At 60.6% G+C, this 24725-nt stretch carries 21 protein-coding genes; 16 read left to right on the top strand and 5 right to left on the bottom strand.

Features of this window, described 5'->3' with window-relative positions:
• Window positions 1–260: 260 nt before the first annotated feature.
• From GIW79_RS26965 to GIW79_RS26950, 4 genes are read left to right on the top strand one after another with little or no spacing between them, the layout of a single operon-like run.
• Complete coding sequence (locus GIW79_RS26965) at window positions 261–1043, top strand: sugar phosphate isomerase/epimerase family protein (RefSeq protein WP_236456503.1); 783 nt, start codon at window positions 261–263, stop codon at window positions 1041–1043.
• Window positions 1036–1977 carry a sugar kinase gene (locus tag GIW79_RS26960; RefSeq protein ID WP_089042594.1) on the top strand — a complete coding sequence of 314 codons (942 nt, stop codon included), beginning with the start codon at window positions 1036–1038 and terminating at the stop codon, window positions 1975–1977. The genes GIW79_RS26965 and GIW79_RS26960 overlap by 8 nt, the downstream gene beginning before the upstream one ends.
• 45 nt (window positions 1978–2022) lie before the next feature.
• A complete protein-coding gene (locus GIW79_RS26955; protein ID WP_034127684.1) occupies window positions 2023–3315 on the top strand; it encodes an MFS transporter in 1293 nt (430 codons plus the stop codon).
• The gene (locus GIW79_RS26950; protein ID WP_236456505.1) at window positions 3312–4289 is read left to right on the top strand and encodes a 2-hydroxyacid dehydrogenase; all 978 of its coding nucleotides are present in this window, start codon (window positions 3312–3314) and stop codon (window positions 4287–4289) included. The genes GIW79_RS26955 and GIW79_RS26950 overlap by 4 nt, the downstream gene beginning before the upstream one ends.
• A 646-nt stretch (window positions 4290–4935) precedes the next feature.
• On the opposite strand, the gene GIW79_RS26945 is transcribed toward GIW79_RS26950, so the two are convergent.
• On the bottom strand, window positions 4936–6561 hold the full coding sequence (locus GIW79_RS26945) for a methyl-accepting chemotaxis protein (RefSeq protein ID WP_020301098.1): 1626 nt from the start codon (window positions 6559–6561) through the stop codon (window positions 4936–4938).
• A 233-nt stretch (window positions 6562–6794) separates the two neighbouring features.
• Between GIW79_RS26945 and GIW79_RS26940 the strand changes: the two genes are divergently transcribed.
• Together GIW79_RS26940 and GIW79_RS26935 are read left to right on the top strand one after the other, a co-directional pair.
• Complete coding sequence (locus GIW79_RS26940; RefSeq protein WP_054897476.1) at window positions 6795–8225, top strand: nucleobase:cation symporter-2 family protein; 1431 nt, start codon at window positions 6795–6797, stop codon at window positions 8223–8225.
• Between the two features lie 12 nt (window positions 8226–8237).
• Window positions 8238–8699, top strand: coding sequence for an LEA type 2 family protein (locus GIW79_RS26935; RefSeq protein WP_003190908.1), 462 nt, complete (start codon window positions 8238–8240; stop codon window positions 8697–8699).
• A gap of 117 nt (window positions 8700–8816) precedes the next feature.
• Here the strand turns inward: GIW79_RS26935 and GIW79_RS26930 are convergent, their stop codons facing one another.
• Window positions 8817–9743: a carbon-nitrogen hydrolase family protein gene (locus tag GIW79_RS26930; RefSeq protein WP_057977527.1), complete on the bottom strand. Its 927-nt coding sequence runs from the start codon at window positions 9741–9743 to the stop codon at window positions 8817–8819.
• A 91-nt stretch (window positions 9744–9834) separates the two neighbouring features.
• Between GIW79_RS26930 and GIW79_RS26925 the strand changes: the two genes are divergently transcribed.
• Window positions 9835–10755 (top strand): LysR family transcriptional regulator, encoded by a 921-nt coding sequence (locus GIW79_RS26925; protein ID WP_054897478.1) that lies wholly within the window; start codon window positions 9835–9837, stop codon window positions 10753–10755.
• Here the strand turns inward: GIW79_RS26925 and GIW79_RS26920 are convergent.
• Window positions 10727–10981, bottom strand: coding sequence for a hypothetical protein (locus GIW79_RS26920; RefSeq protein WP_003190904.1), 255 nt, complete (start codon window positions 10979–10981; stop codon window positions 10727–10729). The two genes, GIW79_RS26925 and GIW79_RS26920, sit on opposite strands and share 29 nt — an antisense overlap.
• Before the next feature lie 164 nt (window positions 10982–11145).
• On the opposite strand from GIW79_RS26920, the gene GIW79_RS26915 reads away from it, so the two are divergent.
• Window positions 11146–11466: a DUF883 family protein gene (locus tag GIW79_RS26915; RefSeq protein WP_019817806.1), complete on the top strand. Its 321-nt coding sequence runs from the start codon at window positions 11146–11148 to the stop codon at window positions 11464–11466.
• Between the two features lie 31 nt (window positions 11467–11497).
• Here the strand turns inward: GIW79_RS26915 and GIW79_RS26910 are convergent, their stop codons facing one another.
• The gene (locus tag GIW79_RS26910) at window positions 11498–12532 is read right to left on the bottom strand and encodes an Ldh family oxidoreductase (protein ID WP_054897479.1); all 1035 of its coding nucleotides are present in this window, start codon (window positions 12530–12532) and stop codon (window positions 11498–11500) included.
• Window positions 12533–12702: 170 nt separating this feature from the next.
• Here GIW79_RS26910 and GIW79_RS26905 point away from each other — a divergent pair, with 170 nt between their 5' ends.
• Window positions 12703–17844, top strand: a complete 5142-nt coding sequence (locus GIW79_RS26905) for a dermonecrotic toxin domain-containing protein (RefSeq protein ID WP_236455597.1) — start codon at window positions 12703–12705, stop codon at window positions 17842–17844.
• A 19-nt stretch (window positions 17845–17863) separates the two neighbouring features.
• Here the strand turns inward: GIW79_RS26905 and GIW79_RS26900 are convergent, their stop codons facing one another.
• Window positions 17864–18133, bottom strand: coding sequence for a PepSY domain-containing protein (locus GIW79_RS26900; protein WP_014718736.1), 270 nt, complete (start codon window positions 18131–18133; stop codon window positions 17864–17866).
• A gap of 148 nt (window positions 18134–18281) precedes the next feature.
• Between GIW79_RS26900 and GIW79_RS26895 the strand changes: the two genes are divergently transcribed.
• From GIW79_RS26895 to GIW79_RS26865, 7 genes are all read left to right on the top strand, one after another.
• Window positions 18282–19280 carry a FecR family protein gene (locus GIW79_RS26895; protein WP_236455599.1) on the top strand — a complete coding sequence of 333 codons (999 nt, stop codon included), beginning with the start codon at window positions 18282–18284 and terminating at the stop codon, window positions 19278–19280.
• 314 nt (window positions 19281–19594) lie between these two features.
• Window positions 19595–20053, top strand: a complete 459-nt coding sequence (locus tag GIW79_RS26890; protein WP_236455608.1) for a hypothetical protein — start codon at window positions 19595–19597, stop codon at window positions 20051–20053.
• On the top strand, window positions 20053–20604 hold the full coding sequence (locus GIW79_RS26885) for a hypothetical protein (protein WP_054897483.1): 552 nt from the start codon (window positions 20053–20055) through the stop codon (window positions 20602–20604). Before GIW79_RS26890 ends, GIW79_RS26885 begins: the two co-directional genes overlap by 1 nt.
• A 68-nt stretch (window positions 20605–20672) precedes the next feature.
• Window positions 20673–21407, top strand: coding sequence for a hypothetical protein (locus GIW79_RS26880; RefSeq protein ID WP_003190893.1), 735 nt, complete (start codon window positions 20673–20675; stop codon window positions 21405–21407).
• 60 nt (window positions 21408–21467) lie between these two features.
• On the top strand, window positions 21468–22148 hold the full coding sequence (locus GIW79_RS26875; RefSeq protein ID WP_019817800.1) for a C39 family peptidase: 681 nt from the start codon (window positions 21468–21470) through the stop codon (window positions 22146–22148).
• 37 nt (window positions 22149–22185) lie between these two features.
• A complete protein-coding gene (locus GIW79_RS26870; protein ID WP_034127715.1) occupies window positions 22186–22929 on the top strand; it encodes a hypothetical protein in 744 nt (247 codons plus the stop codon).
• Window positions 22930–22978: 49 nt separating this feature from the next.
• Entirely contained in the window at window positions 22979–24286 is a 1308-nt protein-coding gene (locus GIW79_RS26865; protein WP_034127716.1) for a hypothetical protein, read from the top strand.
• The last annotated feature ends 439 nt before the right edge of the window (window positions 24287–24725 follow it).

Raw genomic sequence — 24725 nt, 5'->3', positions numbered from 1 at the left:
AAATCGTACGGGGTGTGTTTGGGCGTTTCCGCCGGGGTGTTCTCACCCTTTAGGGGCCTGGAATCCCCCTTTGGGGGGAGGGAGCTTGCCCCAGCTGGCGTGCGAAGCAGCCCTATTCCGGCCCCAGTGGTTCTTCAGAACAGAACCCGAGCGCTAATTTGGAGACGGCTGCGCAGTAGAAGGGAAGAAAGCTCCCTCGCCACAAGCAGTCAGTGTGTTCTTGTTGATAAAAATGAAACCGGTTTCAGAGGTAAACAACAATGCATAAATACCCCGTCTCCATCAGCCTTTCCAGCTACGGCGCCGACCTGGTTCGCCAGCAGGGCCAATTGAGTTTTGTCGCGCTGCTCTGCGCTGCCGGTGCCCAGCGCATTGAATGGCGTGAGGAGCTGCTGACCGAAGAACACCCCGCCACCCTGGCCCAGGCCGCTGCCGCGAAAGGCCTGGACAGCGTGTTTTCCTCGCCCCTGGAACTCTGGGTCGCCGGCCGAGCCCAGCCCAATGCCGAGCTGGCCGCTACCCTGGACCGCGCCCAGGCTTTTGGCTCGGGCTGGTTGAAGGTGTCCCTGGGTTATTTCACCGACACCAACGATCTGGAGAGCCTGCACGCCCTGCTCAATCGCCACCCGGTCAAGCTGCTGGTGGAAAACGACCAGACCCTGCACGGCGGGCGCATTGAACCGATGCAACGGTTTTTTACCGAAGTCGAACGCCTGGGCCTGCCGGTGAAAATGACCTTCGACATCGGTAACTGGCAGTGGCAAGACCAGTCCGCGCTCACTGCTGCGCGGTTGCTGGGCCGGCATGTGGATTACCTGCACTGCAAGGCCGTGGCCCGTCGCGCCGATGGCAAGCTCGTCGCCTTGCCGCCGGGCGCCACCGACCTGCATCTGTGGGAACAACTGCTTAAACACATGACTCAAGGTATTACCCGGGCAGTGGAATTTCCGTTGCAGGGCGATGACCTGATCGAAGTCACCGCGCAACAGGTCGCGACCCTGGCCCGCCTTGGCCAACCCCATGTGGAGAACGCCCATGTCTGAGATCGATATCCTGTCGTTTGGCGAAACCATGGCGATGTTTGTCGCCGAACAGACCGGCGACCTGGCGCAGGTCGGGCAGTTTCACAAACGCATTGCCGGCGCCGACAGCAACGTCGCCATCGGCCTGTCGCGCCTGGGGTTCAACGTGGCCTGGCTAAGCCGCGTGGGTAACGATTCCCTCGGGCGTTTTGTGGTCGATACCCTGACTAAAGAAGGACTCGATTGCCACCATGTGGCCGTCGACCCGCTGCACCCCACCGGCTTTCAACTCAAATCCCGGGAAGAGGCCGGCGCAGATCCTCAAGTGGAGTACTTTCGCAGAGGCTCGGCGGCCAGCCACTTGTCCATCGATGCCATCCATCCGACGCTGCTGCAAGCCCGCCATCTGCACACCACCGGCATTCCGCCAGCGCTGTCCGATGCCACTCGCACACTGTCGTTCGAGCTGATGACCCAAATGCGCAAGGCCGGGCGCAGTGTGTCGTTCGACCCGAACCTGCGCCCGTCCCTGTGGGCCAGCCAGGCGCAGATGATTCGCGAAATCAATGCGCTGGCCGCTTTGGCCGACTGGGTCCTGCCGGGCCTGGGCGAAGGTCGCCTGCTGACCGGTTTTGACGACCCGAAAGACATCGCCGCGTTCTATCTCGACCAGGGCGCCGAAGCCGTGGCGATCAAGCTCGGTGCCGAGGGCGCCTATTACCGCACCCATATGGACCAGGGTTTTGTCGCCGCCGTACCGGTGGCCAAGGTCGTGGATACCGTGGGCGCCGGCGATGGCTTTGCCGTGGGCATGATCAGCGCCCTGCTGGAAAACTTGAGCTTCCCCGAGGCCGTACAGCGTGGTAACTGGATCGGCAGCCGCGCCGTGCAGAGCCGTGGCGATATGGAAGGTTTGCCGACCCGCGCTGAATTACCCACCCGATCCGTTGCGTGACCCATTACCTGTTGCCACAACTACAACAAGCTCAGGAGCAACCCCATGGAAACCGTGAAACTCGCCACCCGTCGCTGGTGGTACATCATGCCTATCGTGTTTATCACCTACAGCCTGGCCTACCTCGACCGCGCCAACTACGGCTTCGCCGCCGCGTCCGGCATGGCCGAAGACCTGATGATCACGCCAGGCATGTCTTCGCTGCTCGGTGCGCTGTTTTTCCTTGGCTACTTTTTCTTCCAGGTGCCGGGGGCGATCTACGCGCAAAAGCGCAGCGTCAAGAAACTGATCTTCGTCAGCCTGATCCTCTGGGGCGGCTTGGCGACACTGACTGGCGTGGTGTCCAACGCCTACATGCTGATCGTCATCCGCTTCATGCTCGGGGTGGTCGAGGCCGCCGTGATGCCGGCCATGCTGGTGTACCTGTGCCACTGGTTCACCCGTGCCGAACGCTCACGGGCCAACACGTTCCTGATCCTCGGCAACCCGGTCACCATGCTGTGGATGTCGGTGGTGTCGGGCTACCTGGTGCAGCATTTCAGCTGGCGCTGGATGTTCATCATCGAGGGCCTGCCGGCGGTGTTGTGGGCGTTTATCTGGTGGAAGCTGGCCGATGAGCGCCCCAAGGATGCCAAGTGGCTGAGCGACGCCGAAAAGCACAGCCTGGAAACCGCCCTCGCCGCCGAGCAGGTGGGGATCAAGGCCGTGAAAAACTACGCCGAGGCGTTCCGTTCGCCCAAGGTGATCATTCTCGCGTTGCAGTTTTTCTGCTGGAGCATTGGCGTGTACGGCTTCGTGCTGTGGTTGCCATCAATCCTCAAGGCCGGTTTGCAGATGGACATGGTCGAAGCCGGCTGGCTCTCGGCCCTGCCCTATCTGGCGGCGGTGATTGGCATGCTCGTGGTGTCCTGGGGTTCGGACAAGCTGCAGAAACGTAAGCGTTTTGTCTGGCCGCCGCTATTGATTGCGTCGATTGCCTTCTACGCGTCCTACGTGCTGGGCGCCGAACACTTCTGGTGGTCCTACACCCTGCTGGTGATCGCCGGGGCCTGCATGTATGCACCCTACGGCCCGTTTTTCGCCATCGTCCCGGAAATCCTCCCGGCCAACGTCGCCGGTGGTGCCATGGCGCTGATCAACAGCATGGGCGCCCTGGGCTCGTTCGGTGGCTCGTACCTGGTGGGCTACCTCAACAGCAGCACCGGCTCGCCCGGCGCTTCGTACCTGCTGATGAGCGGAGCGCTGCTGCTTTCCGTGGTGCTGACGATTTTCCTCAAGCCCGGCGCCAGTGACCGCTCGCCGACGCCAACCCTGGAGTTGAAGGTAAAAACCTCATGAAAAAATCTGTCGTGCTGTACAAAAAACTGTCCACGCCGCTCATGGCTCGCCTGCACGAACAGGTCGACGTCACGCTGATTGACGCACTGGATGAAACCGGCCTGGCCAAGCTGCGCGATGCCCTCCCCACCGCCCACGGCCTGCTGGGTGCAAGCCTGCGCCTGGATGCCCAGTTGCTCGACCTGGCACCCAAGCTGGAAGCAGTGGCCAGCGTCTCGGTGGGCGTCGACAACTACGATATCGATTACCTGACCCAACGCGGCATCCTGCTCAGCAACACTCCAGACGTGCTCACCGAAACCACCGCCGACACCGGCTTTACGCTGATCCTGGCCACCGCCCGGCGCGTGGTCGAGCTGGCCGACATGGTGCGCGCCGGCCAATGGAACAAAAACATCGGCCCGGCGCATTTTGGCAGCGATGTACATGGCAAGACCCTGGGCATTATCGGCATGGGCCGCATCGGCGAAGCCCTGGCCCAACGCGGGCATTGTGGCTTCGGCATGCCAGTGATCTACCACAGCCACTCACCCAAGCCGGCGGTTGAAGCGCGCTTTGGCGCGCAGTACCGCAGCTTGCAGGACTTGCTCAAAGAGGCTGATTTTGTCTGCCTGACCCTGCCGTTGACCGCTGAGACCGAGAAGTTGATTGGCGCCGAGGAATTCGCGCTGATGGGGCCGGAGACGATTTTTATCAATATCTCCCGAGGCAAGGTGGTGGACGAGGCGGCCCTGGTGCAGGCGTTGCAGCAACGCACTATCCGCGCGGCGGGGTTGGATGTGTTTGAGAAGGAGCCGCTGGATCACGCATCGCCGTTGCTGAGGTTGAACAATGTGGTAGCCACGCCGCATATCGGCTCCGCCACCCATGAGACGCGGGAGGCGATGGCCAAGTGTGCGGTGGATAATCTCCTGGCGGCATTGGCTGGCGAAAAGCCGGTAAACCTGGTGAATCCAGGGGCATGGCGGCACTGACACAACACAAGAGCAAAGGTGGAAGCTGGCTTGCCTGCGATAGCCATAGGTATCTACACAACTCTGAAGCGATCGACGGTAACCACGATGCTAAGCGAGCCGCTCTTGATCTGGCTTTTGATCTGAAGCGCCCCGTCAAACCACGCTGGCCGAACGCAGGCTTGAAGTCGTGGGCAACCCGGCAGGACGCCGGGTTAGCCGCCCCGCGCCATGGATGGCGCGTGGCGGCGGCCCACGGATTCAAGCCTGCGTTCGGGCACACCGAGCCTAGGCGAGGTGCCGAGTGGTGGGGCGAAGGCCTTTTGGTTACTTTTGGGCCTTTCCAAAAGTGACCCGCTGTAAGAGCGGAACCATAGGTGGCCGTTACCGCAGGAACGGATATGTACGCGGTCAGATCCAACATCCTGGTCGGCTGTAAGGCTGCCATCGCAGGCAAGCCAGCTCCCACATTTGGATTGCGGCGCGTCAGTTAGATCAGCGTCGGCTGTCAGTCCGTCACGGGAGCAAGCGCCCTCGCCACAGGTCCAGCACCGGCCCAAGTTGTGTAGATCCCTATGCTGCGATAGCGGTAAGCCAACCCATGATGTGCCGACTGTAAGATTGCTATCGCAGGCAAGCCAGCTCCCACAGGGTGTTGTGGCAGCAGTTAGACGACGAACCTGGCCACCATCCCATTCAAATCCACCGCCAGCCTCGACAGTTCATGGCTGGCCGCGCTGGTCTGGTTGGCGCCCGCCGCCGACTGGGTGGCCAGGTCGCGGATGTTGACCAGGTTGCGGTCCACCTCGCGGGAGACCTGGGCCTGTTCTTCCGAAGCGCTGGCAATCACCAGGTTGCGTTCGTTGATCAGGCTGATAGACGCAGTGATCTGCTCCAGTGAGGCGCCGGCTGCACGTGCCATTTCCAGGGTGGTCTGGCTGCGCTGGTTGCTCTGTTGCATGGACTGCACCGCCTCCCCGGTACCGTTCTGGATGCCGGCGACCATTTTCTCGATTTCCTGGGTCGACTGCGCGGTGCGATGGGCCAGGGCGCGCACTTCATCGGCGACCACCGCAAATCCACGTCCGGCCTCGCCGGCACGGGCGGCTTCAATCGCTGCGTTGAGCGCCAGCAGGTTGGTTTGCTCGGCGATCGCGCGGATCACATCCAGCACCTTGCCGATATCCCGGCCCTGAGCGGCCAGGCCCTCGATCATCGCGGAGGTGTTCTGCACGTCCTGAGTCATGGTCTGGATCGCGCCGACGGTTTCCATCACCCGATCACGGCCTTCCCGCGCCGCCTGGTTGGACTGCCCGGACGCCTCGGAGGTGGAAACCGCGTTACGCGCCACCTCCTCCACTGCCGCCGTCATCTCATTGACGGCCGTGGCGGCCTGGTCGATTTCATTGTTCTGCTGTTGCAGGCCACGGGAGGCCTCCTCGGTGACCGCGCTCAATTCTTCTGCGGCCGAAGCCAGTTGCGTGGCCGAGCCGGCGATGTGCTGGATGGTCTGGCGCAGGCTGGCTTGCATGGTCGACAGCGCACTGAGCAACCGTGCCGGTTCGTCCTTGCCATCGTCCTCGATGGTTTTGCTCAGGTTGCCGGCGGCAATGGTTTCAGCCACTTCCACAGCCTTGCGCAACGGGGTCACGATACTGCGGGTCAGCAACCAGGCCAGCAGCACGGTGAGCAATGCCGCCACCACGGAGACCGCCACCACACCGGTGATCGCTCCTTCGTAGCTTTGCCCGGCATCCTCGTCGGCCTGCTTGGCGTCGGCCGCATTGATGGCGATCAGCTTGTTCAGTTGCTCGCCCATCTGGTCAGTGCCGTCCTTGATACGGCTGTTGATCAGGGCGCGCATCTCATCGACCTTGCCCTGCTTGGACAATGCCACCATCTCGGCCTGGGCTTTGAGGTAGTTGTCCAGGGTGACGCCGAAGGCTTTGTACAGCGCAGCCTCCTCCGCGCCTGCAGGCAGCGTGGCGTATTTGGCCTGGGCGGTCTTGACCTTGTCAGCCAGCACGCCAATGCGCGTCTCGGCTTCCTGCAGGGCGGCAGGCTCGCGGTTGACCAGCACGCGAAACGACAGGATGCGCATGCGCAGCACGTTTTCGGTGATGGTGCCCAGGTGAGTCATGCTGGGCAGCTGGTTCGCGCTCATGTCCTGGGAGGATTGGCGCATTTGCGTCATACGGTTGACCGCAAACACGCCCAACAGCACCACTAGAACCGCAATGAAGGCAAAACCGATAAACGCGCGAGGGGCAATATTCAGGTGACGGAGGGACATAGGGCTGCTCTCAGAAGTAGTGTTTGCGTGCATCCTTGCCGCGAAACGATCCGTCAGCGTCAACGCGCTGCCCAGACCTTGGTCACCACTGTTGTCGTTGTAGTGTGGGCCTATGCTTGATATCGGCTGGGCCACGGCTTTAGCGCAGGGTTTTTATAAATATTTTTTTACACTTCAGACGCCTGGCACTTTCTGGCATCCTGCGCCTCCATTTTCTGACCCGAGCCATCATTTTGTCTGACGCTCAAGCCCGCCGCCCGCGCTATAAATCCGACCTCATGTACGGCCTCGAAGACCGCCCGCACTTCACCGCCGCGATTTTTGCCGCGTTGCAGCATGTGTTGGCGAGTTTTGTCGGCATCATCACGCCCACCCTGATCGTCGGCGGCGTACTGGGGCTGGAAAGCGAAGTGCCGTACCTGGTGAGCATGGCGCTGTTTGTCTCGGGGCTTGGCACCTTTGTGCAGGCGCGCACTTTCGGGCCGGTGGGTTCGGGGCTGTTGTGCCTGCAAGGCACCAGTTTTTCCTTTATCAGCGTGATCTTGAGCGCTGGGTTCATGGTCAAGGCCCGGGGCGGCGGCACCGATGAAATCCTCTCGACGATCTTTGGCATCTGCTTTTTCGCGGCGTTTATCGAAGTGGTGCTCAGCCAGTTCATCGGCAAACTGCGTAAACTGATCACCCCGGTGGTGACCGGCACCATCATCACCTTGATGGGCTTGTCACTGATCAAGGTGGCAGTCACCGACATGGCTGGCGGCTATGGCGCCAGCGACTTGGGCGCCGCAGGCAACATGGGCCTGGCGGCCTTGGTGCTGCTGACCATCGTGGTACTCAACCGCTTCAACAACCCGTTCCTGCGCCTGGGTTCGATCGTGATCGGCCTGACCCTGGGCTTCGTAGTGGCGTGGCTGCTGGGCCGCGTCGACATGGCCGCCCTGCCCCAGGTGCCGCTGATCAGCGTGCCGGTGCCGTTCAAGTACGGTTTCTCGTTCGACTGGGTGGCGTTTATCCCGGTGGCGGTGATCTTCCTGATTTCGCCCCTGGAAGCCGCCGGCGACCTGACCGCCAACTCGATGATTTCCCAGCAACCGGTCAAGGGCCCGCTGTATATCAAACGCATCAAGTCCGGCCTGCTGGCCGACGGCCTCAACTCCGCGATGGCCGCCACCTTCAACAGCCTGCCGATGGTGACCTTTGCCCAGAACAACGGCGTGATCCAATTGACCGGCGTGGCCAGCCGCTACGTGGCGTACTTCATTGCTGGCCTGCTGGTGCTGCTGGGGTTGTTCCCGATGATCGGCGCGGTGCTGCAACTGATGCCCAAACCCGTACTCGGCGGTGCGACCCTGATCATGTTCGGCACCGTGGCCGTGGCCGGGATCAAGATCCTCGCCGAAGCGGGCCTGCATCGGCGTAATGTGCTGATCGTGGCAATTTCCCTAGGCATGGGCCTGGGCGTCGCCGCGGTGCCCGAAGTGCTGCGCGAGCTGCCCAAGGCGCTGCACAACATCTTCGAATCGCCGATCACCGTGGGTGCATTCTGTGCAATCCTGCTGAACATTTTCCTGCCCGAAGAGTTCATAGAGCTGGAAGAAGATGAATTCGAGCCGGAGTCCTCTACCCTCAAGGTCATGCAGGACCCGGACGTCACCCAAAAGTAGGAGCATTTCTTTATGCGCAAGCTCATGGTTCTATCGCTGTTGCTGCTGACCTTGAGCGCCTGTGCACTGTTTCCCAACCGCGACCCGGTGAACATCAATGTGGTGGGCATCGAGCCGCTGCAAAGCCAGGACCTGGAAGTGCGTTTTGCCGTGAAACTGCGGGTGCAAAACCCCAATGAAGCGGCAATCGACTACAACGGCGTGGCCCTGGATCTGGAGGTCAATGGCCGGCCACTCGCTTCTGGCGTCAGCGATCAGGCTGGCAGCATCCCACGCTTTTCTGAAACCGTATTGATGGTGCCGGTCAGCGTTTCGGCGTTTTCGGTGTTGCGCCAGACCCTGGGCCTGAGCCAGACCCAAAGCCTGAACAACCTGCCCTACGTGCTGCGCGGCAAACTGGCGGGCGGACTGTTTGGCACCATGCGCTTTGTAGAGCGTGGCACCCTGGACTTGCCGAACACCGCCACCTGGTAAGTGGCTGAAAACCAAATGTGGGAGCTGGCTTGCCTGCGATGGCGGTGCGTCAGTAACTGATGAATTGAATGACACGCCGCTATCGCAGGCAAGTCAGCTCCCACAGGTTGATTGCGTTTAGTCAGTGATACAGCGAACGCCTGGCTTGGCGCGCTCGTCCACCACTAATTCAAAAATATCCGGCCGGGCGTAATGCCCCACTACGTCGTAGTCGTAGCGGGCCCGCACCAACTGATCAGTATCGATCTGCGCCGTCAACAACCCCGCCTCGCCCACTAACGGCCCCGCCAAAATATCGCCCATGGGCCCGACGATCACGCTGCCGCCGGCAATCAACGGACGGTCCACCGGCCAGTTGGCAACCTCCACACCCAAGGCCTCGGGCGATGCCTGCACCTGGCAGGCGCTGACCACAAAGCAACGCCCTTCATGGGCAATATGGCGCATGCTCACCTGCCACATGTCGCGCTCGTCCACGGTGGGTGCACACCACACCTGAACGCCCTTGGCATACATCGCGGTGCGCAGCAACGGCATCATGTTTTCCCAGCACACCGCGCCGCCGATACGCCCCACCGCGGTGTCGATCACCGGCAGGGTCGAGCCGTCGCCCTTGCCCCAGATAAGCCGCTCGGTGCCGGTCGGCATCAGCTTGCGGTGCTTGGCCACCAGGCCGCCCGAGGGTTCGAAATACAACACCGTGCAGTACAGCGTGCTGCCACTGCGTTCGATCACGCCCAGCACCAGGCTGGCACCGGTACGCGCCGACATCCCGGCCAGCGCCTCGGTTTCTGGCCCCGGCACGTCAATGGCATTGGCAAAATACCGTGCAAAGGCTTCCCGGCCCTCGGGCAGGCGATAACCCAATTGCGTGCCAAAGCTTTCGCCCTTGGGATAGCCGCCCAGCAACGCCTCGGGCATGACCACCAAGTGCGCGCCACTGCGCTGGATTTGATCCTCATAGGCCAGGATCTGCGCCAGGGTTTCAGCCTTGCCGCCAGGCAAGGCGCCGATTTGCAGGGCTGCGACAGTCGATACGGGCATCAGGCTCACTCCGATAGATAGGGGTTGCCCATTCTCCGGCCAGACTCGATCATGAATAAAGCCCACCTCAGTGCTAAATGATATGAGCCAAATGAATATCGCCCAGGTTGACCTGAACCTGCTCAAAACCTTCGAAGCCCTGCACGACGAGTCCAGTGCCAGCCGTGCGGCGCTGCGTTTGGGCGTGACGCAGTCGGCGATCAGCGCGGGCTTGCGGCGTTTGCGCGAGCTGTATGGTGACCCTTTGTTCGTGCGCACCGGACGCGGCCTGGCGCCCACATTGCGTGCCAACCAGTTGAAACCGGTGATCAGTGAGGCATTGGATCGCTGCCGCCAGAGCCTGGCGATGATCAGCCCGCAAAACCTGCACTACGAGGGCCGCTCGGTGGTGCTGGGGCTGTCAGATGACTTCGAGATTGCCTATGGCCGAAGCCTGATGGAGGCCATCGCACTGCGCCTGCCCAAGCTACGGGTGATCTTTCGCCAGACCTACAGCCAGATCGTCGCCGCCGCCCTGCTCGACCGCACGCTGGACCTGGCCATTACCGCCGGCGGTTTTACCGAGCGCAGGCTGAGCCGACAGGTACTGGGGGAAGGTGACTATCGTTGCCTGGTAGACCCCCATAGCCTGGCGCCGGGCGAGGAGACTATCGACCTGCAAGGGTTTGTCACACGGGAACATGTATTGGTGTCGTCAGGCGGGTTTATCGGCATTACCGATGAAGGCTTGGCGGCGCACGGGCTGCGCCGCCACGTGTGCGCGTCCACCAGCCACTTTGCCGCGTTGCCGTATCTGCTCAAAGGCAGCACCGCAGTAGCAACCATTCCCGGGCATGCGGCCCACGCCATTGCGCAAATGACCGGCCTGCGCGTGCTGCCCTGCCCGCTGGCGCTACCGCATTACCCGGTGGAGTTGGGCTGGCGCACCCAGGCTCAGTTGGACCCGTTGCTGCTCAAGGTGCGCGAAGCGATTGTGGCGTGCTTTACTTTGCCGCCGCCATCAGCTTGTTGACTTCACTGCGCACCATGTTGGAAAACTCCGGCGGCGACATGCCATCGAGTTCGGCACGTACCCATTCGGCCCACTTGCCCTTGCGTTTGGCGCGCTCACCGAACAAGCGCGCGGCTTCGCCTTTGGCCTTGCCCAGGTTGGTTTGCCACAGGTCGTAGAGGCGCGACTTTTCATCTTCCAGCTCGGCGCGTTCGGCGAGGGTCTTGTTGGCGAGATTGAAGCTCATGTTGAATTACCTGCTGCACAAATAGGTGACATCTTACACTGTAGGCCCAAAGTTCCCGATCCGGATTTTGCCTCGGATGAGCGCGCCGGCAAAAAAACTGCAACTTTTGCCACCGCCCGATACTCCATTGTTCACTGCCACATCCACCTGCAAGGAGTCACTCAATGGCCCGCAAAACCGCCGCCCAAGCTGTCGAAGATCAAATCAAGGACCAAGCGTTCAGCGAACTGAGCGCATTGATCGAAGAGTCGGACAAACTGCTCAAAAGCAGCGCATCCCTGGTGGGCGAGGAAGGTGAAACCCTGCGCGAGCAGGTTGCCATCAAACTCAAGCAAGCCCTGGAATCGGTGTCCAACGTGCGTGAACGCAGCAAGCCGGTTGTGGATGCCACCGAGACTTACATCGGTGGGCACCCATGGCAGACCGTGGCCATTTCCGCAGGCTTTGGCCTGGTGGTCGGCCTGTTGCTGGGTCGCCGTAACTGATCCATTCAGGCTGCGCATCGCGCAGCCTGTTTCACCCCGTCGCCAACGCCCTCAACTCGCGCAACGCCTGCGCGTCCAGTTCGATCCCGGTTTCCTGCGACTTCGCCCGCGTACGATGGCGTCGGTCCCCCGGCAATCGACGCAACCCCGCCGCATGCATCTGCCGCACCAGCTCCTGGCTGCGTTGGGCGAAGCTTTGCCCTGCGGTTTTACTCGGGTCGATCACGATCAGAAGCTGGCCTGTCCACGGCGTACGCGCGCCTGGGTGGTCCGTCCAATCGAATTCAAAAGAGAAGTTGCCGCCCGTCAACGCTGCCGCCAGCAACTCGACCATCATCGACAGTGCCGAACCCTTGTGCCCGCCAAATGGCAACAGTGCGCCGCCTTCCAGAATGGCTTTAGGGTCCTGGGTCGGCTGACCGAGGCTATCGACGCCCATGCCCGGTGGCAACCGCTCGCCTTTGCGTGCGGCGATTTGCACGTCGCCATGGGCCATGGCGCTGGTGGCCAGGTCAAACACAATCGGCGCACCGTCGGCCCGTGGTGCCGCAAACGCGATAGGGTTGGTGCCGAACAACGGGCGATCCGCGCCGTGGGGCACCACACAGGTCATGCTGTTGACCACGCTGAGTGCCACCAGCCCGTCCTCGGCAAACGGCTCGACGTCCGGCCACAGGGCTGCAAAGTGATGGGAGTTATGGATCGCCAGCAACGCGATGCCGGCGCTGCGTGCCTTCTCCACCAGCAACGGGCGCGCCGCTGCCAGGGCCGGCTGGGCAAAACCATTGCCCGCGTCGACGCGCACAAAGCCTGAGGCCACATCGGTCACGCTGGGGACGGCGGTGCCGTTGACCCATCCACTGGCCAGCGTCGAAAGGTAACCGGGGATGCGAAAAATACCGTGACTGTGGGCACCGTCACGCTCGGCACTTGCGCAGTTGTGCGCAAGAATCGCAGCAACCTGCGGCGATGTGCCGTGCCGGACGAAGACCTGTTGAAGTAACTCCACCAGTTCAGCAAAGCGGATCGAGGCACAAGCGGTGGCAACTGTCGACTGCGCAGACATTTGAAGCTCCGTTTTTATGATTGGAAGGGGCAACGAATGGGACATCCAGACCCTCGATTAAACACCACGCACGCTCTGCGTTGTCAACGTGCGCAGCGCTGAATATTTACCGCCTTGCACCACGGGCGCCTGCCTACCCTGTGCTTTTCCTGGCACGCCGGAGACAGGCTGTGGTTCGCTTAACCCCCCCGTATTTCTTCCCTGAGTTTCTCAAACCCCAAGGCAAAGCCTCGCCCACCGCTCGTGAACGCACGCTAGGGCTCACCGCCAAAGACCTTGACTGGCTGTACAACCTTTACCTGGCTACCGACGAGTCTCGGCAGGACACAAGCCGGCACGATCACCCCATGCGCGTTGAAAAGGTCCTGATCAACATTTCCGGCAAGCCCCCCATCCCCCTTGCCGGCGCGTTCGCGATCAGCCCGACACCCGACGCCGCCAAGGCGTTGCTCTACACCCCGGATAACGGCATACAGGTCTATGACAGCCACGCCGCCCTGCTGAGCGAGTTGATCGAGCAATTGGAAGACCCACTGCAGAGCGCCCCTTTGCTGAGCTACCTGTCGATGGACCAACGCAATGCGCTGGGCGCTGACACGCCCATGGTGTTGACCACTCAGCTCATCGAGGGTGAAGTCATGCCGGAGCAAGCACGCATGCTCCAGGCCTGCCAGTTGGATAACGTCAAGGCCATGCTCGACCACCTGCAAAAAACCCCGACCTTGCCTGACATGCTCGACACGCTGCTGAGCGTCATGGCCCGCCCCCATTTCAAACACCTGGATCAACGGGACACACGGGTCAATGTCTTCACCCGCGAAGCTGAGCAAGCAACGCCACGTTGGGTCAACTCGCTGACCTTGAGCGAAGCGCTGCTGCAATTTTATGTGCGCCATGGGTGGCCCAAAGGGCAGACACGCGAATACTCGAACCCAAAACATGACACCACTGGCTTCACTGCCTCCGAACGGGAAGAAGATCACCAGCGTTGGGAAGCCTTGATCGAACAAAGCTCCAGTACTTTCTCGAAGCTGTTGGAAAGCCTGCTGCAGACCTACTGGAATGAAGATATCGACAGCGGCACCTCGCGCGTGGATTTTTTTGCCCAGGTCGTGGCGCAGAAGTTTCGCCTCGATGTGTTGCTCAAGCGCCAGGGCGAGATTATTACCGCCGAGGAAAGCCACGCATTTCAGGCCCTGCTCCTCAGCGACCAAAGCGCCCGCAGCGCCCATGCCGAAAACCTCAGCGTGGAAAAGGTGCGCCTTTATGCCCCCCATCAACATTACGTTGAACCGGCGAGCACCTTGATGATCACCGAGCACCACGCGTACCTCTACACCCAATCGCGCGGGTTACAGGTGCTGGAAAACCTCGACGACCTCAAAGACCTGTTATTGAGCATGCTCAAGGCCGAAGGCTACGAGGACGAATGGCTCAACTTCCTCTCATTGGATGAGCGCGACACGCTGCTCGGCCTGGACCCGATCGCCGTCGCGGCAAGGCCGATACCCGGCAATGTGTTCGTGACCTTGGTACAAGACATTGCGCGCAAGCAAACGGAGAACCTTAACCACGCCCTGGAAATCTACCGGCGCAGCGATGGCCAAGTGGACCTCGCAGCCCTGCTCGACAGTGCCCTGGACGTACGTGCCTTGCTGGACAATCAACTGGCCACACTGGAGACCAACGGGCGGTGGACCTTGCATCCGGTCACCCGCGGTAATGGCCGCCCTTCGACCGTCAAGGCCGAGCGCGCCCGGCTGCAGCTTCAGAACCTGCGGGCGATTGAGCGTGCGCTGGCGATGGAGCGCGCGCATCACCCGACCTTACGTAGCATCGTCGCTGACACGCTCAACGCTGAACTGCAACTGCAGCAACAGCCAGTCAAAGCCGAGGAGGTGTATATCAATACCTACGCCACGCGTGCCCAGGAGCGTGAAGAGCGTCCGGCAGTGCAGTCATTGAGCATGCTTGAGCACTTCATTGAACGCCTGGCCCAAGAGGCGCCTGCGGTGCCCTTCTCGTCCAGGACGAAGTTCTATACACGGGGCGAAGGCAATGTCTTCATGCAATTGCCAAGCATGACGCTCAAGACGTTCAACACCGTCATCGAGCGCGTCCTGCTGCTGTTTTCCAAGCACGCCATGCGCCAGCAACCCCATGAGTTTCTCGTCAAGACTCACGCCAAACACGCCCACTCGATGCTGGTAGGGTTACGCAGCGAAGCCGAGCTGAGGTCGCTGGATAAAACCCTGGCGCCCACAAGCCAGGCCATTCTCGACACGCTATTTCAGCCCGACAGTCTGTCGCGCTTGACACGCCATGGCCTTAACGGATTTTTGCCGGATGCCTATGGCTTGACGTTGGACTTGAACGCCGTCGATACGCCACAACCGCTGGCCAATACGTTCGTGATCACTGAGCGCGGCGGTATCGACCCGCAGCGCTCGGGCCAGGCGCTGCTCTGGACCCCGCGCCTGGGCTACGAAGTCTTTGCCTCGATCAACGCCCTGCGCGATGAAATCACCCAGCGCCTGGCGCACCCACTCAACAGCTTGAGCCTGCTGGAGAATCTGCCGTTCTGCTTGCGCGAGCCCCATCAGGCATTTAGCCAGGGCCCGCTGCAACGTATTGATCAGGACCTGTTGAATGACCGAGTAGACAGCTACAACGACGCGGTCATGGAAGGCGTGGATCACCTGCAATCCATGGGCCTGCGCGCCCGTGCCTTGCAGGACCGGTTGGACGCCGTCATCGAACAGCCTCCGCCCACTAACCTTGGCAGGGCAATCACACTGGCCGATACCATGATCAACCAGCAGGCACTGCCACTGTGGCTGGGGATGGCGCCGGCCCAGGACCAAATCCACCAGGCCGAGCTTCTGGAGCAATACTGCAACAACGCCGACGATGAACACGACTACCTGCATGACATCCAACCCCTGCGTGCTTATGCCTTCACCACGCTGATGGCGCTGCTTGAGGCGCGCTTTCCCGGCCAGGCGCTCAACCCCGATCACATCCTGATCCCCACCGATGCAGTGCTCGATGTGAATGTCGACAACCTGACCGACTTTGCGTTGCGGCACTGGCCAGATCTGACCGTTCAACACATCCGCCCGCGTTCACGCACGGCAAAGCCATTACCGCAAGCCCTGGACGCAAGTGCCGTGATACAAATGGTGCGCCAGCTGGATCTCAAAAGCGCTTATCAGCAACAGGTGCGAAGCCACCTTGAGGCGCAAACCGATGATGCACGCCAACGCAGGCGTCTGTTTTGCCGTCAGTTGCCGTGGCAAGCGCTGCAACACGCCCACGAGCAAAGGTTGCAGGAGCAGCTTTCCACGCGAGCCTTGAGCCTGGTCCAGCAGATTTTCGATATGCCGGACGCCGTGGCCCGAGCTTCACTCAGCGGGTCCACGGCGACGATTCGACCGCTGGAACTGATCGCCACCGAAGGCGCCAGTACCGCCAAGGTGCTGGGTGTGTACCTGATCGGCCCGCAGTTTCCCGGCGAGGGTCCATGGGTGCTCTACGCGCCGTACAGCGAACAGCATGTGTTCAAGGAATACGCGGATGAAACGGGCTTACTGGATGAGATACAAGGGCCAGGCGCCCTGCAGGACTGGGTGCTTATGCACCTGGAAGATCCGCATCAGGCCACTTACCGCCACTTGCTGAAAAACAACCAGCATAGCCCGCCCGATATCCGCCTGGCCGCTTCGGCAGTGACGGGCAATGTGCTGCATTACCTGTTCAGTGAAAACACATTGATGTTGCTCAAGGTGCTGGGCAGCCAATTCGAAGAAGGCGCCAAGACCCTGTGGGATCACGCAACGCGTCTGTTCGGCAAGGACATCCCGACGGCGGTGCAGTTCATGGCCGGCAAACTCGCCTACCCGCTGGTGGTATGGCGCAGCTACACCTTGTTCAAGCGCTCGGCCGAAGCCTTGCAGCTACACCAGTGGAAGGCTGCATTCAAGGATTTCGTCAGGGGCGTGGCGCAAATGGCCGCCCTGCGCAGTGCGCTGGACGGCACCGCCATTGCCCCACCCACTGAAAAGGAGCGCTCGCTGGCCGAGCTGACAGATGAGTCACTGCCCGCAGCCACCACCCTCGCCACCTGGCATATCACCTGCCCTTCGCGCACCCGGCTGCAGCCGTTCGAGGCACAGGATGTGGCGTTGCAAGACCTGAAAAAGAGCACGCTCAGCCAGGTGTATGAAGACCAGGAAAACTCGAAATACTATGTTCCGCTGGCCGGCAAGGTGTATAGCGTCAAGAAAGCCGCACAACACTGGCGCCTCGCCAACGACGAGCAGGTGGGGCCGTACATCGGCCGTAATGCGCAGGGCATATGGGTACTGGAGCTGGGCGGCCAGGAGCCGCGCTTCGGCAGGGCTCAGTCGTACCTCAAGACGTGGCGCAATGAAGTACGGGATATCAACATTGAAGCGGTCGGTATCCGCGATATTGGCGCGTTGACCTATTGGAAAGCCCAAGCCATCACTGAAGCGTTGAACTTTGCGACTTATTACGCGCTGAACTGCCGCCGCAACGTTGCGCAATTTGCTGTACAACGCGACCCCGACAGCCGGGTTGGGCGATTTTTAGGGGAAATGTTTGGTGTCGTCACACTGACCCCGGACCAGGTCTTGAGAGTCACAAAAATAATCGGCGAGATCATCGATGAACTCACCGACCCCAGCTTGACCGGTCCGAACTCCATGCGCTTTGTCGCGGGCACCAGCCGACAGGATCCGGCGTCGGATTATGCATTCATGATTCCCGCCGACAGAGAACGCAAGCTGTATCTGCTGAGCCGATTCTTCGACCCCAATCTGGACGTCTACCAGAACCGTCTGCTGGAGAATGTGGCGTTCAACATATCGACGCACGCCAGGGCCAGCACGCTGATTCACGAATTATCGCACTTGAAGCTCGACACCGTGGACATTGCCTACCTGGACAGCATGCGACCCTTCCCAGACTTGATCAATGTCGCAAGGCCCGGCGCCGAAGTGCTTAAAACCACCCTGGAAGATTTGCGCAGCACCGCGTTATCGACGATGACGCCTGCAACGATGTTGTTCAAGACTCAAGACAGCCTCACCGAATTGTGGGAAGACTTTAAGCCTGGTTCTGCAATTGAAAAGAAAATTTTCAAGGCTACTGGCGCCAAGACCCTGCAGGACGCGAGGATCATTTTCATGTCAGTCCCTGATAAGCGTATTGACACCATCCTGGCCAACGCCGACTCGGTGACGTACCTGATCACCCATCTTGGCCGCCAGCTGGAGCCGGGGGCCTGAACGGCCCCCGGCGAGTGCATCAGTCTTTCTGGTCACGCAGCACGTTACCGGAAGCGCCGTCGATGCGCGCCTCATACACGATGCCATCGGACTTGCGACCTTTGACTTCCCAATAGCCATTGTCATCCGCTTCAGCGGCGTAGACCTCAATGTAGCCGGCCTTGGTTTTCGCCACCTCGATGGCTTTCTCAATGGTGATCCAGCCTGCACCCGGCTTGTCGGCCATGGCGGCGCCAGCGCTCAACAGCGCGGAAGTAGCACACAGGGCGATCAAGGTTTTCTTCAACATTTTCGTACTCCATAGTGGACGACAGGTTAATTCCTGATTTTTTAGGCGCACACAAACAAGAATAAGTTCCAATTGATGTGCAATCGCCATGATGCGGTTCTCGCCGTCCACCTTGGGAGGTTAGAATGTGGGAAATCAGGATGAGTTAATGAGCGAAAAGCCCCTTTCAGAAACCGAATATGACGCCATCACCGACGCCGCCGCGCATTGGTGCATGCGCCTGCATGCTGCAGATTGCACGGCGGGTGAACGTCAGGCTTTTACCCAATGGCACGATGCCCATCCGCTGCACGCCTTCGAATATGCAGCCATGCTCGAGATCTGGGACGTGGCCGACCATCTGCCCCGCGACAAGCCTGAGGCGGTGGTGGTCCCAATCAAGAAGCCGCCCAGCCGCTTGCGCACCTACGCGGTGGCCGCAGCGGTGTGCCTGGCGGCATTGCCGCTTGCCGCCTTCACCGGCTGGGAAGCGGGCTGGTTGCCCAGCTCATATGAACGGTTCGAAGCAGCCAATGGCTTGAAGAAAGTCACCCTGGGCGATGGCAGCCAAGTAGAGTTGAACCTGGGCACCGAGTTGGTCTACAGCCATTACAAGGACCAGCGCCGTGTCACCCTGAAAAAGGGCGAAGCGTTCTTCAACGTCACGCACGACAGCAACCACCCGTTTATCGTGCGGGCCGGCGAAGGCCAGGTGCGAGTGACCGGCACGCAGTTCAATGTCTGGGAATATGAAGATCAGGTGCGGGTGATGTTACTGGAGGGCTCGGTGCAGATCTCCAGCGACGGCGAGCATGCCAGTGTGCCGCTTAGCCCAGGCATGCAAGCCAGTTTCCGCCAGGGTGACGCCACCCCGCAGGTCGCCGCTATCAATCCCGATGACACCGCGCTGGCATGGCGCCAGGGCAAGCTGGTGCTCGACAACCTGACCCTCACGGACGCCTTGCCCCTGATCAACCGCTACCTGAAAAAGCCGGTGATGCTTGCAGACGCCAGTACCGGTGCGATTCGCGTCGGCGGTATCTATAACATCAACGAGGTCAACAACCTCGTGCCCTCCCTGCCCAAGGTGTTGCCGGTCTACCTGACCCAAAACCAGGACGGCAACCCCGTGCTCAATTCCATTCCGCGTAAAACCCCCAAGGGCTGAGCCCGCTCGCACGAAGCGGTACGTTCGGGCCGCGGGTGTCCATTTTTGAAACACCTCCCTCACCTGCATCGCCCGCCGTGTGCGGATTCATGGTTCTGTCACAGGCAGTGTTACATGGCTGAGACGGCGTGAGGCGAGCACAGGCATATCTCAAGCGCTCAGGACTGTTTCAACCCTGAAACAGAGTTGCCATCACTTTGCCCCGACTTAATCCCAACCCCTTGAATATCAACATCTAATAAAAAGCGGCACGCCTTCTGCTCTTTCCCTGACAACGCTGTTTAGGGTCAGCGTTAAGAATAAGGAATGCCGCCGTGAACACACTCACATACACCTCGTCGATAAACGTACTGCTGATCGGTTGCGTGCTCAGTGCAGGTGTCAGCCTGACGAGCCAGGCGGGTGACGGTGTGATCGTGACCGGGCGTACGGTGCAGGGCCACATGTACGGGCGCACCTCCCTGCCCGACCCCTACCCCAATACCGCCAACGCCAACCCCAGCAAAGAGATCAACAGCGCCCTGACCGGCGAACTCAGTGACAGGGACATCGGCGGCATCAGCAGTGGTTCCAGCCTCGCCCGCACCCTTCAGCCCAATGGCAGCTTGTCGGGCCTGGGCGCCACCCAAAACAGCATGTCGACACTTGGCGCTGGCGCAGCGGCCGGCCACGGTGCGGGCAGCGGCGGCGGCATTGGCGGGCAGATCAGCGACTCGGTCCAGCGTGGCATGGCGCCGCTCAACAACCTCGGCAGCATGATGGGGGGCAAGTGATGAAGCGCGCCCTGTTGATATTCGCCCTGCTGGGCAGCGCCTCGGCAATGGCCGACAACAGCGCGGTGATCAACCACAGCGGCCAGCAGTACGACGGTGTGCTGTCGATCAACCAGGCCGCCGGCACGGGGCAGCAGATGTCCAACAGCCGCGCCATCGCGCTCGGTGGCCAGGCCACCAACCTCGACATCCAGCGCGTCGACGGCAAGGTCGACCCGTCCCTGAACGCCAAGGCCGCGATCCAGGGCAACTCATTCAGCAGTGGCAACGGTGTGCTGGGCATCAACCAGTCTGCCGGGGCCAATAACCAATCCATCAACGCTGTGCGGATCAGCCTCAACCCTGGCCCGCAGAGCATCGATGACAGCGTCCTGTTGCAACAGAACACGACGACGCTGGCAACCGACTCAGGGCTCACCCCCACCACTGGCAGCCGCCAGGTCGTGACCAGCGACCAGGCCTTCACCGGCAGCCGAGGAGTGACACAGGTGAACCAGAGTGCCGGGGTGGGGAACCGAGTGGCTAACACCCTGGGCATCACTATCAAGTAACCGCTTGGTAGACGTTCGTTAGACCGTACCAACACTTAACCAACTAATTAGAAGCAAGGAGAAACACCATGAAACCTCAAATGGCTCTGAAACCGATGGTTTTCGCTCTCGCCGCACTCATGGCTGCTGCTGCTCAAGCGGGTGGCTGGCATCCAACCCCACAACCCACCGGTACCGTGGCCGCTGTCGTCACCGATGTGCAAAAAAGCGAACACAACAAATTCGATGACACCAACACCGAGAACAATGCATCAGCCGACAACTCGGTAAATAGCAACAGCGGTAATGTCGGGGTCAACGCACAATCAGGTTCCGGAAACCAGGCTGACAACGCCGGCGCCATCTCCAGTGCCAAAGGCGACTTCGCCACCGTGTTTGCCGTGATTGATGTCGACCAAGGCAGCTCGCATAACAACTTCGTCAACAAAGGCACGCAAAACAACGCCTCTCTGGACGGCTCCATCACCGGCAACTCCGGCAACGTGGGTTACAACGGCCAGGCCGGCCAGGGCAACCAGGGTAAAAACAACCTGGCCATCACCACCGCTGACGGCAAGAACATCGCAGCGGCTTCCAACACCGAGCAGAACTCGCTCAACAACAGCTACCTGAACACGGCCGCCAGCAGCCATGGTTATGGCAAGCCTCAGTACGTGTCCAACAACGCAAGCCTCGACAACTCGGTTAACCGCAACTCCGGCAACGTAGGTGTCAACCTGCAATCCGGTGCGGGCAACCAAGGCAGCAACAGCCTGTCGATCGGCCAAGGTTGCAGCGTCTGCGCCAGCGGCGTGCGCTTCTGATCCAACGGGGCCTTGGCGACAAGGCCCTTTTTATTTCAGTGTCCAACAGGTCATTCGATCATGCGTATCGCGACCCTCACCCTCCTGATGTTACTCACCGGCACGACCTGGGCAGGCACCATGGCAATCTCCGCCATGCCCGGCGGTGCGGTGATTTTCAAGAAGGTCGAGAGCATTCGCGAGCGCCGGTTCGCCAACCTGGTGGAACAGAAAACCGATTTCAGCTGCGGTGCCGCGGCACTCGCCACCATCCTGCGCCAGGCCTATTGGCTGGACGTCGACGAAGCACACATCATCAAAGGCATGCTGGTCACTGCCGACCAGGACCTGGTACGAACCCAGGGCTTTTCCATGCTGGATATGAAGCGCTACCTCGAAAGCATCGGCATGCGTGCCCGGGGCTACAAGATCGCGCCCGAGACCCTGTTGACCGTGAAAATCCCCGTGGTGGTGCTGCTGGAAATCCGCGGCTACAAGCACTTCGTGGTGTTGCAACGGGCCGACAAGGACTGGGTGTACATCGGTGACCCCGTATTGGGCCACAAGCGCTATTCCCATGACGATTTCGTCAAAGGCTGGAATGGCATTGTCTTCGCCGTACTGGGCGAGGGTTACGACAAGGCCAACGTCTTGCTCGACCCGCCCCTGCCGCTGACCGCCAAGAGCCAGATGAATGAGTTCCGGCCTGTGGGCGATGCCGAGCTGATGGATTTCGGTTTTATCCAGAGCGACTTCTTCTAGAAGCGCAATAAGGGGCAGGACGCCCCAGGAGCAGCAGATGAACACTTCCCGTTGGCTGACGGTCTTGTGTCTGGCCGCCTCAATGCCTGCTTATGCGTCCTCGGGGTTCAAACCCATCGAACTCAAGGACGCCGAAATGGCCGAGCTGCGTGGCCGTTACGTGATGCCGGGGCGCATCATCAGCTTTGGCATTGTCATGAGCAGCACCTGGACCAATGCCGTCGGTGACAACATCACGGGCACGGCCAACATGCACATCGACAAGACCACCATTACCCCACAGTTCTACGTGCAAACCACCGGCTCGACCGGTACAGGCACGCGCCCCAACACGGGCACCGGAAATGTGGTCGGTGGTGCCGGCCTCGGCAGCGGCCAGGGCGTGACCCAAAGTGTACGCGCCGCCGGCGATGGCAACGCCGCCTACAACAATGTGGGCATCAACGTCGAAAATGGGGTTAGCCCCGCCAATAACCTGCAGTCCGGCCAGGTGCTGGTGGCGGGCGGCACAGTGACCGGGGACAGCGCCGCGGGCCGTGTCAGCGTATCGGCCAACAGTGGCGGCGTGCAGATGGCCATCCAGGCCAATCACAACCAGGGCAACAGCCTGCAGCAGATCGGCGCGGGGAACGTGCTGCAGGGCACGGTATTGACCGGCGATAGCAACCTTGTCAGAAACATCACCCAGATCAACGTGGTGATGAACAATAACGGGCTGAACAACGCCGCGTTGAACTGCAACCTGGATCAACTCAAAGGCCTACGCACGCTCGGTTATTGAACTACGCTGACCCTCGACACTTACGCATTAGAAAAGGACGGCTTATTTCATGCATCGATCGTTATCGCTACGTGCGGTGGTTTGTTTGAGTACGCTCTTGCCCGCATCCGTGCTGTATGCCGCGCCAGACGCTGACATCGAAACCCTGAAGAAGGAACTCCTGGAACTCAAGCAACGCTACGACGTGCAGCAAAAAGCCTTGGCTGTGCTGGAACAACGTGTGCGTCAGGTCGAGGACCAACCGGCAACGCCCGCCCCCAGGCGCCTGGCCAAATCACCGGCTGACTTCAAGAACGGCGCTAACACTGTCGCGGCTAGTGGTACGGGCGCAGCCGCGGCATCCGGTGGCGCTGGCGGGGGTGGCAGCTCCTACGGCCAGTCCCTCAAGGACGACTCGGCCCCTGCGCAAAGTGTGAGCAACCTGTACAACGAAGCCAGCGGCTTTTTCGGCAATGGCAAGTTCAGCGTGGAAACCGGCATCACCTATGCCCGTTATGACGCGCGCCAGTTGACGCTCAATGGTTTCCTGGCGCTGGACTCGATTTTCCTCGGCAACATCAACCTGGACCGGATCAAATCCGACAGCTGGACCCTGGACCTTACCGGGCGCTACAACGTCGACAACCGCTGGCAGTTCGACCTGAACGTGCCGGTGGTGTACCGCGAGTCCACCTACCAGTCGGGCGGCGCCGGCAACGACGCCACCGCCACCTCCGAAGGTTCCGTGACCCGTGACCCGACCATCGGCGATGTCAACTTTGGCGTGGCGTACAAGTTCCTCGACGAAACCTCGACCTTGCCGGACGCGGTGGTATCCGTGCGCGTCAAGGCACCGACGGGCAAGGAGCCTTTTGGCATCAAACTGGTCCAGCAACCGAACAACGACAACCTCTACGTGCCCGAAAGCCTGCCCACGGGCAACGGGGTCTGGTCGGTCACGCCGGGCATCTCCCTGGTCAAGACCTTCGACCCGGCCGTGTTGTTCGGTTCGTTGTCGTACACCCATAACTTTGAAGACTCGTTCGATGACATCAGCAGTCAAGTCAATCAGAAGGTGGGAGGCAAGGTGCGCCTGGGCGACAGCTTCCAGTTCGGGGTCGGCGTCGCCTTTGCCCTGAACGAGAAGATGAGCATGTCGTTCTCGGTTTCCGACCTGGTGCAGCGCAAGAGCAAACTCAAGCCGGATGGCGGCGACTGGCAATCGGTGGTGTCCAGCGATGCCAACGCGGGCTACTTCAACGTGGGTATGACGATTGCCGCCTCGGATAACCTGACCATCGTGCCGAACCTGGCGATTGGGATGACCGATGATGCGCCGGACTTTACGTTCAGCCTGAAATTCCCGTATTACTTCTGATTGGTTTGCCTGCGGGCGGTGTGTCAGTTGCTGCATCGGTGACGGCACTACCGCCTTCGCAGGCAAGCCAGCTCCCACATTGGCCCTGTATGCCCACAGAATCAGCGCCTGGCACAGATCCCCTGTGGGAGCGGGCTTGCCCGAGAAGGCGGAGTGTCAGTCACTGAATCTCTAACTGAACCACCGCTATCGCAGGCAAGCCAGCTCCCACATTGGCCCTGTATTGCCCACAGAATCAGCGCCTGGCACAGATCACCTGTGGGAGCGGGCTTGCCCGCGAAAGCGGAGTGTCAGTCACTGAATCTCTAACTGAACCACCGCTATCGCAGGCAAGCCAGTTCCCACATTGGCCATGCATTGCCCACAGAATCAGCGCCTGGCACAGATCACCTGTGGGAGATTCTATGGTTGAGGGGCAACCCTCAACCAACTTTTGGCT

The sequence above is a fragment of the Pseudomonas sp. PA-7-1E genome (assembly GCF_021605325.1).
GTDB classification, from domain to species: domain Bacteria; phylum Pseudomonadota; class Gammaproteobacteria; order Pseudomonadales; family Pseudomonadaceae; genus Aquipseudomonas; species Aquipseudomonas fluorescens_BV.
This window is presented reverse-complemented; position numbering and strand designations above follow the sequence as displayed.

What these genes read in the sequence shown, in the direction of transcription:
- GIW79_RS26965 (WP_236456503.1), top strand. Translation starts at nt 261, where the DNA reads ATGCATAAATACCCCGTCTCCATCAGCCTTTCCAGCTACGGCGCCGAC.
- GIW79_RS26920 (WP_003190904.1), bottom strand. Translation starts at nt 10,981, where the DNA reads ATGAGCTTCAATCTCGCCAACAAGACCCTCGCCGAACGCGCCGAGCTG.
- GIW79_RS26875 (WP_019817800.1), top strand. Translation starts at nt 21,468, where the DNA reads ATGCGTATCGCGACCCTCACCCTCCTGATGTTACTCACCGGCACGACC.
- GIW79_RS26865 (WP_034127716.1), top strand. Translation starts at nt 22,979, where the DNA reads ATGCATCGATCGTTATCGCTACGTGCGGTGGTTTGTTTGAGTACGCTC.
- GIW79_RS26945 (WP_020301098.1), bottom strand. Translation starts at nt 6,561, where the DNA reads ATGTCCCTCCGTCACCTGAATATTGCCCCTCGCGCGTTTATCGGTTTT.
- GIW79_RS26870 (WP_034127715.1), top strand. Translation starts at nt 22,186, where the DNA reads ATGAACACTTCCCGTTGGCTGACGGTCTTGTGTCTGGCCGCCTCAATG.
- GIW79_RS26880 (WP_003190893.1), top strand. Translation starts at nt 20,673, where the DNA reads ATGAAACCTCAAATGGCTCTGAAACCGATGGTTTTCGCTCTCGCCGCA.
- GIW79_RS26895 (WP_236455599.1), top strand. Translation starts at nt 18,282, where the DNA reads ATGAGCGAAAAGCCCCTTTCAGAAACCGAATATGACGCCATCACCGAC.
- GIW79_RS26930 (WP_057977527.1), bottom strand. Translation starts at nt 9,743, where the DNA reads ATGCCCGTATCGACTGTCGCAGCCCTGCAAATCGGCGCCTTGCCTGGC.
- GIW79_RS26960 (WP_089042594.1), top strand. Translation starts at nt 1,036, where the DNA reads ATGTCTGAGATCGATATCCTGTCGTTTGGCGAAACCATGGCGATGTTT.
- GIW79_RS26900 (WP_014718736.1), bottom strand. Translation starts at nt 18,133, where the DNA reads ATGTTGAAGAAAACCTTGATCGCCCTGTGTGCTACTTCCGCGCTGTTG.
- GIW79_RS26925 (WP_054897478.1), top strand. Translation starts at nt 9,835, where the DNA reads ATGAATATCGCCCAGGTTGACCTGAACCTGCTCAAAACCTTCGAAGCC.
- GIW79_RS26910 (WP_054897479.1), bottom strand. Translation starts at nt 12,532, where the DNA reads ATGTCTGCGCAGTCGACAGTTGCCACCGCTTGTGCCTCGATCCGCTTT.
- GIW79_RS26935 (WP_003190908.1), top strand. Translation starts at nt 8,238, where the DNA reads ATGCGCAAGCTCATGGTTCTATCGCTGTTGCTGCTGACCTTGAGCGCC.
- GIW79_RS26885 (WP_054897483.1), top strand. Translation starts at nt 20,053, where the DNA reads ATGAAGCGCGCCCTGTTGATATTCGCCCTGCTGGGCAGCGCCTCGGCA.
- GIW79_RS26950 (WP_236456505.1), top strand. Translation starts at nt 3,312, where the DNA reads ATGAAAAAATCTGTCGTGCTGTACAAAAAACTGTCCACGCCGCTCATG.
- GIW79_RS26955 (WP_034127684.1), top strand. Translation starts at nt 2,023, where the DNA reads ATGGAAACCGTGAAACTCGCCACCCGTCGCTGGTGGTACATCATGCCT.
- GIW79_RS26915 (WP_019817806.1), top strand. Translation starts at nt 11,146, where the DNA reads ATGGCCCGCAAAACCGCCGCCCAAGCTGTCGAAGATCAAATCAAGGAC.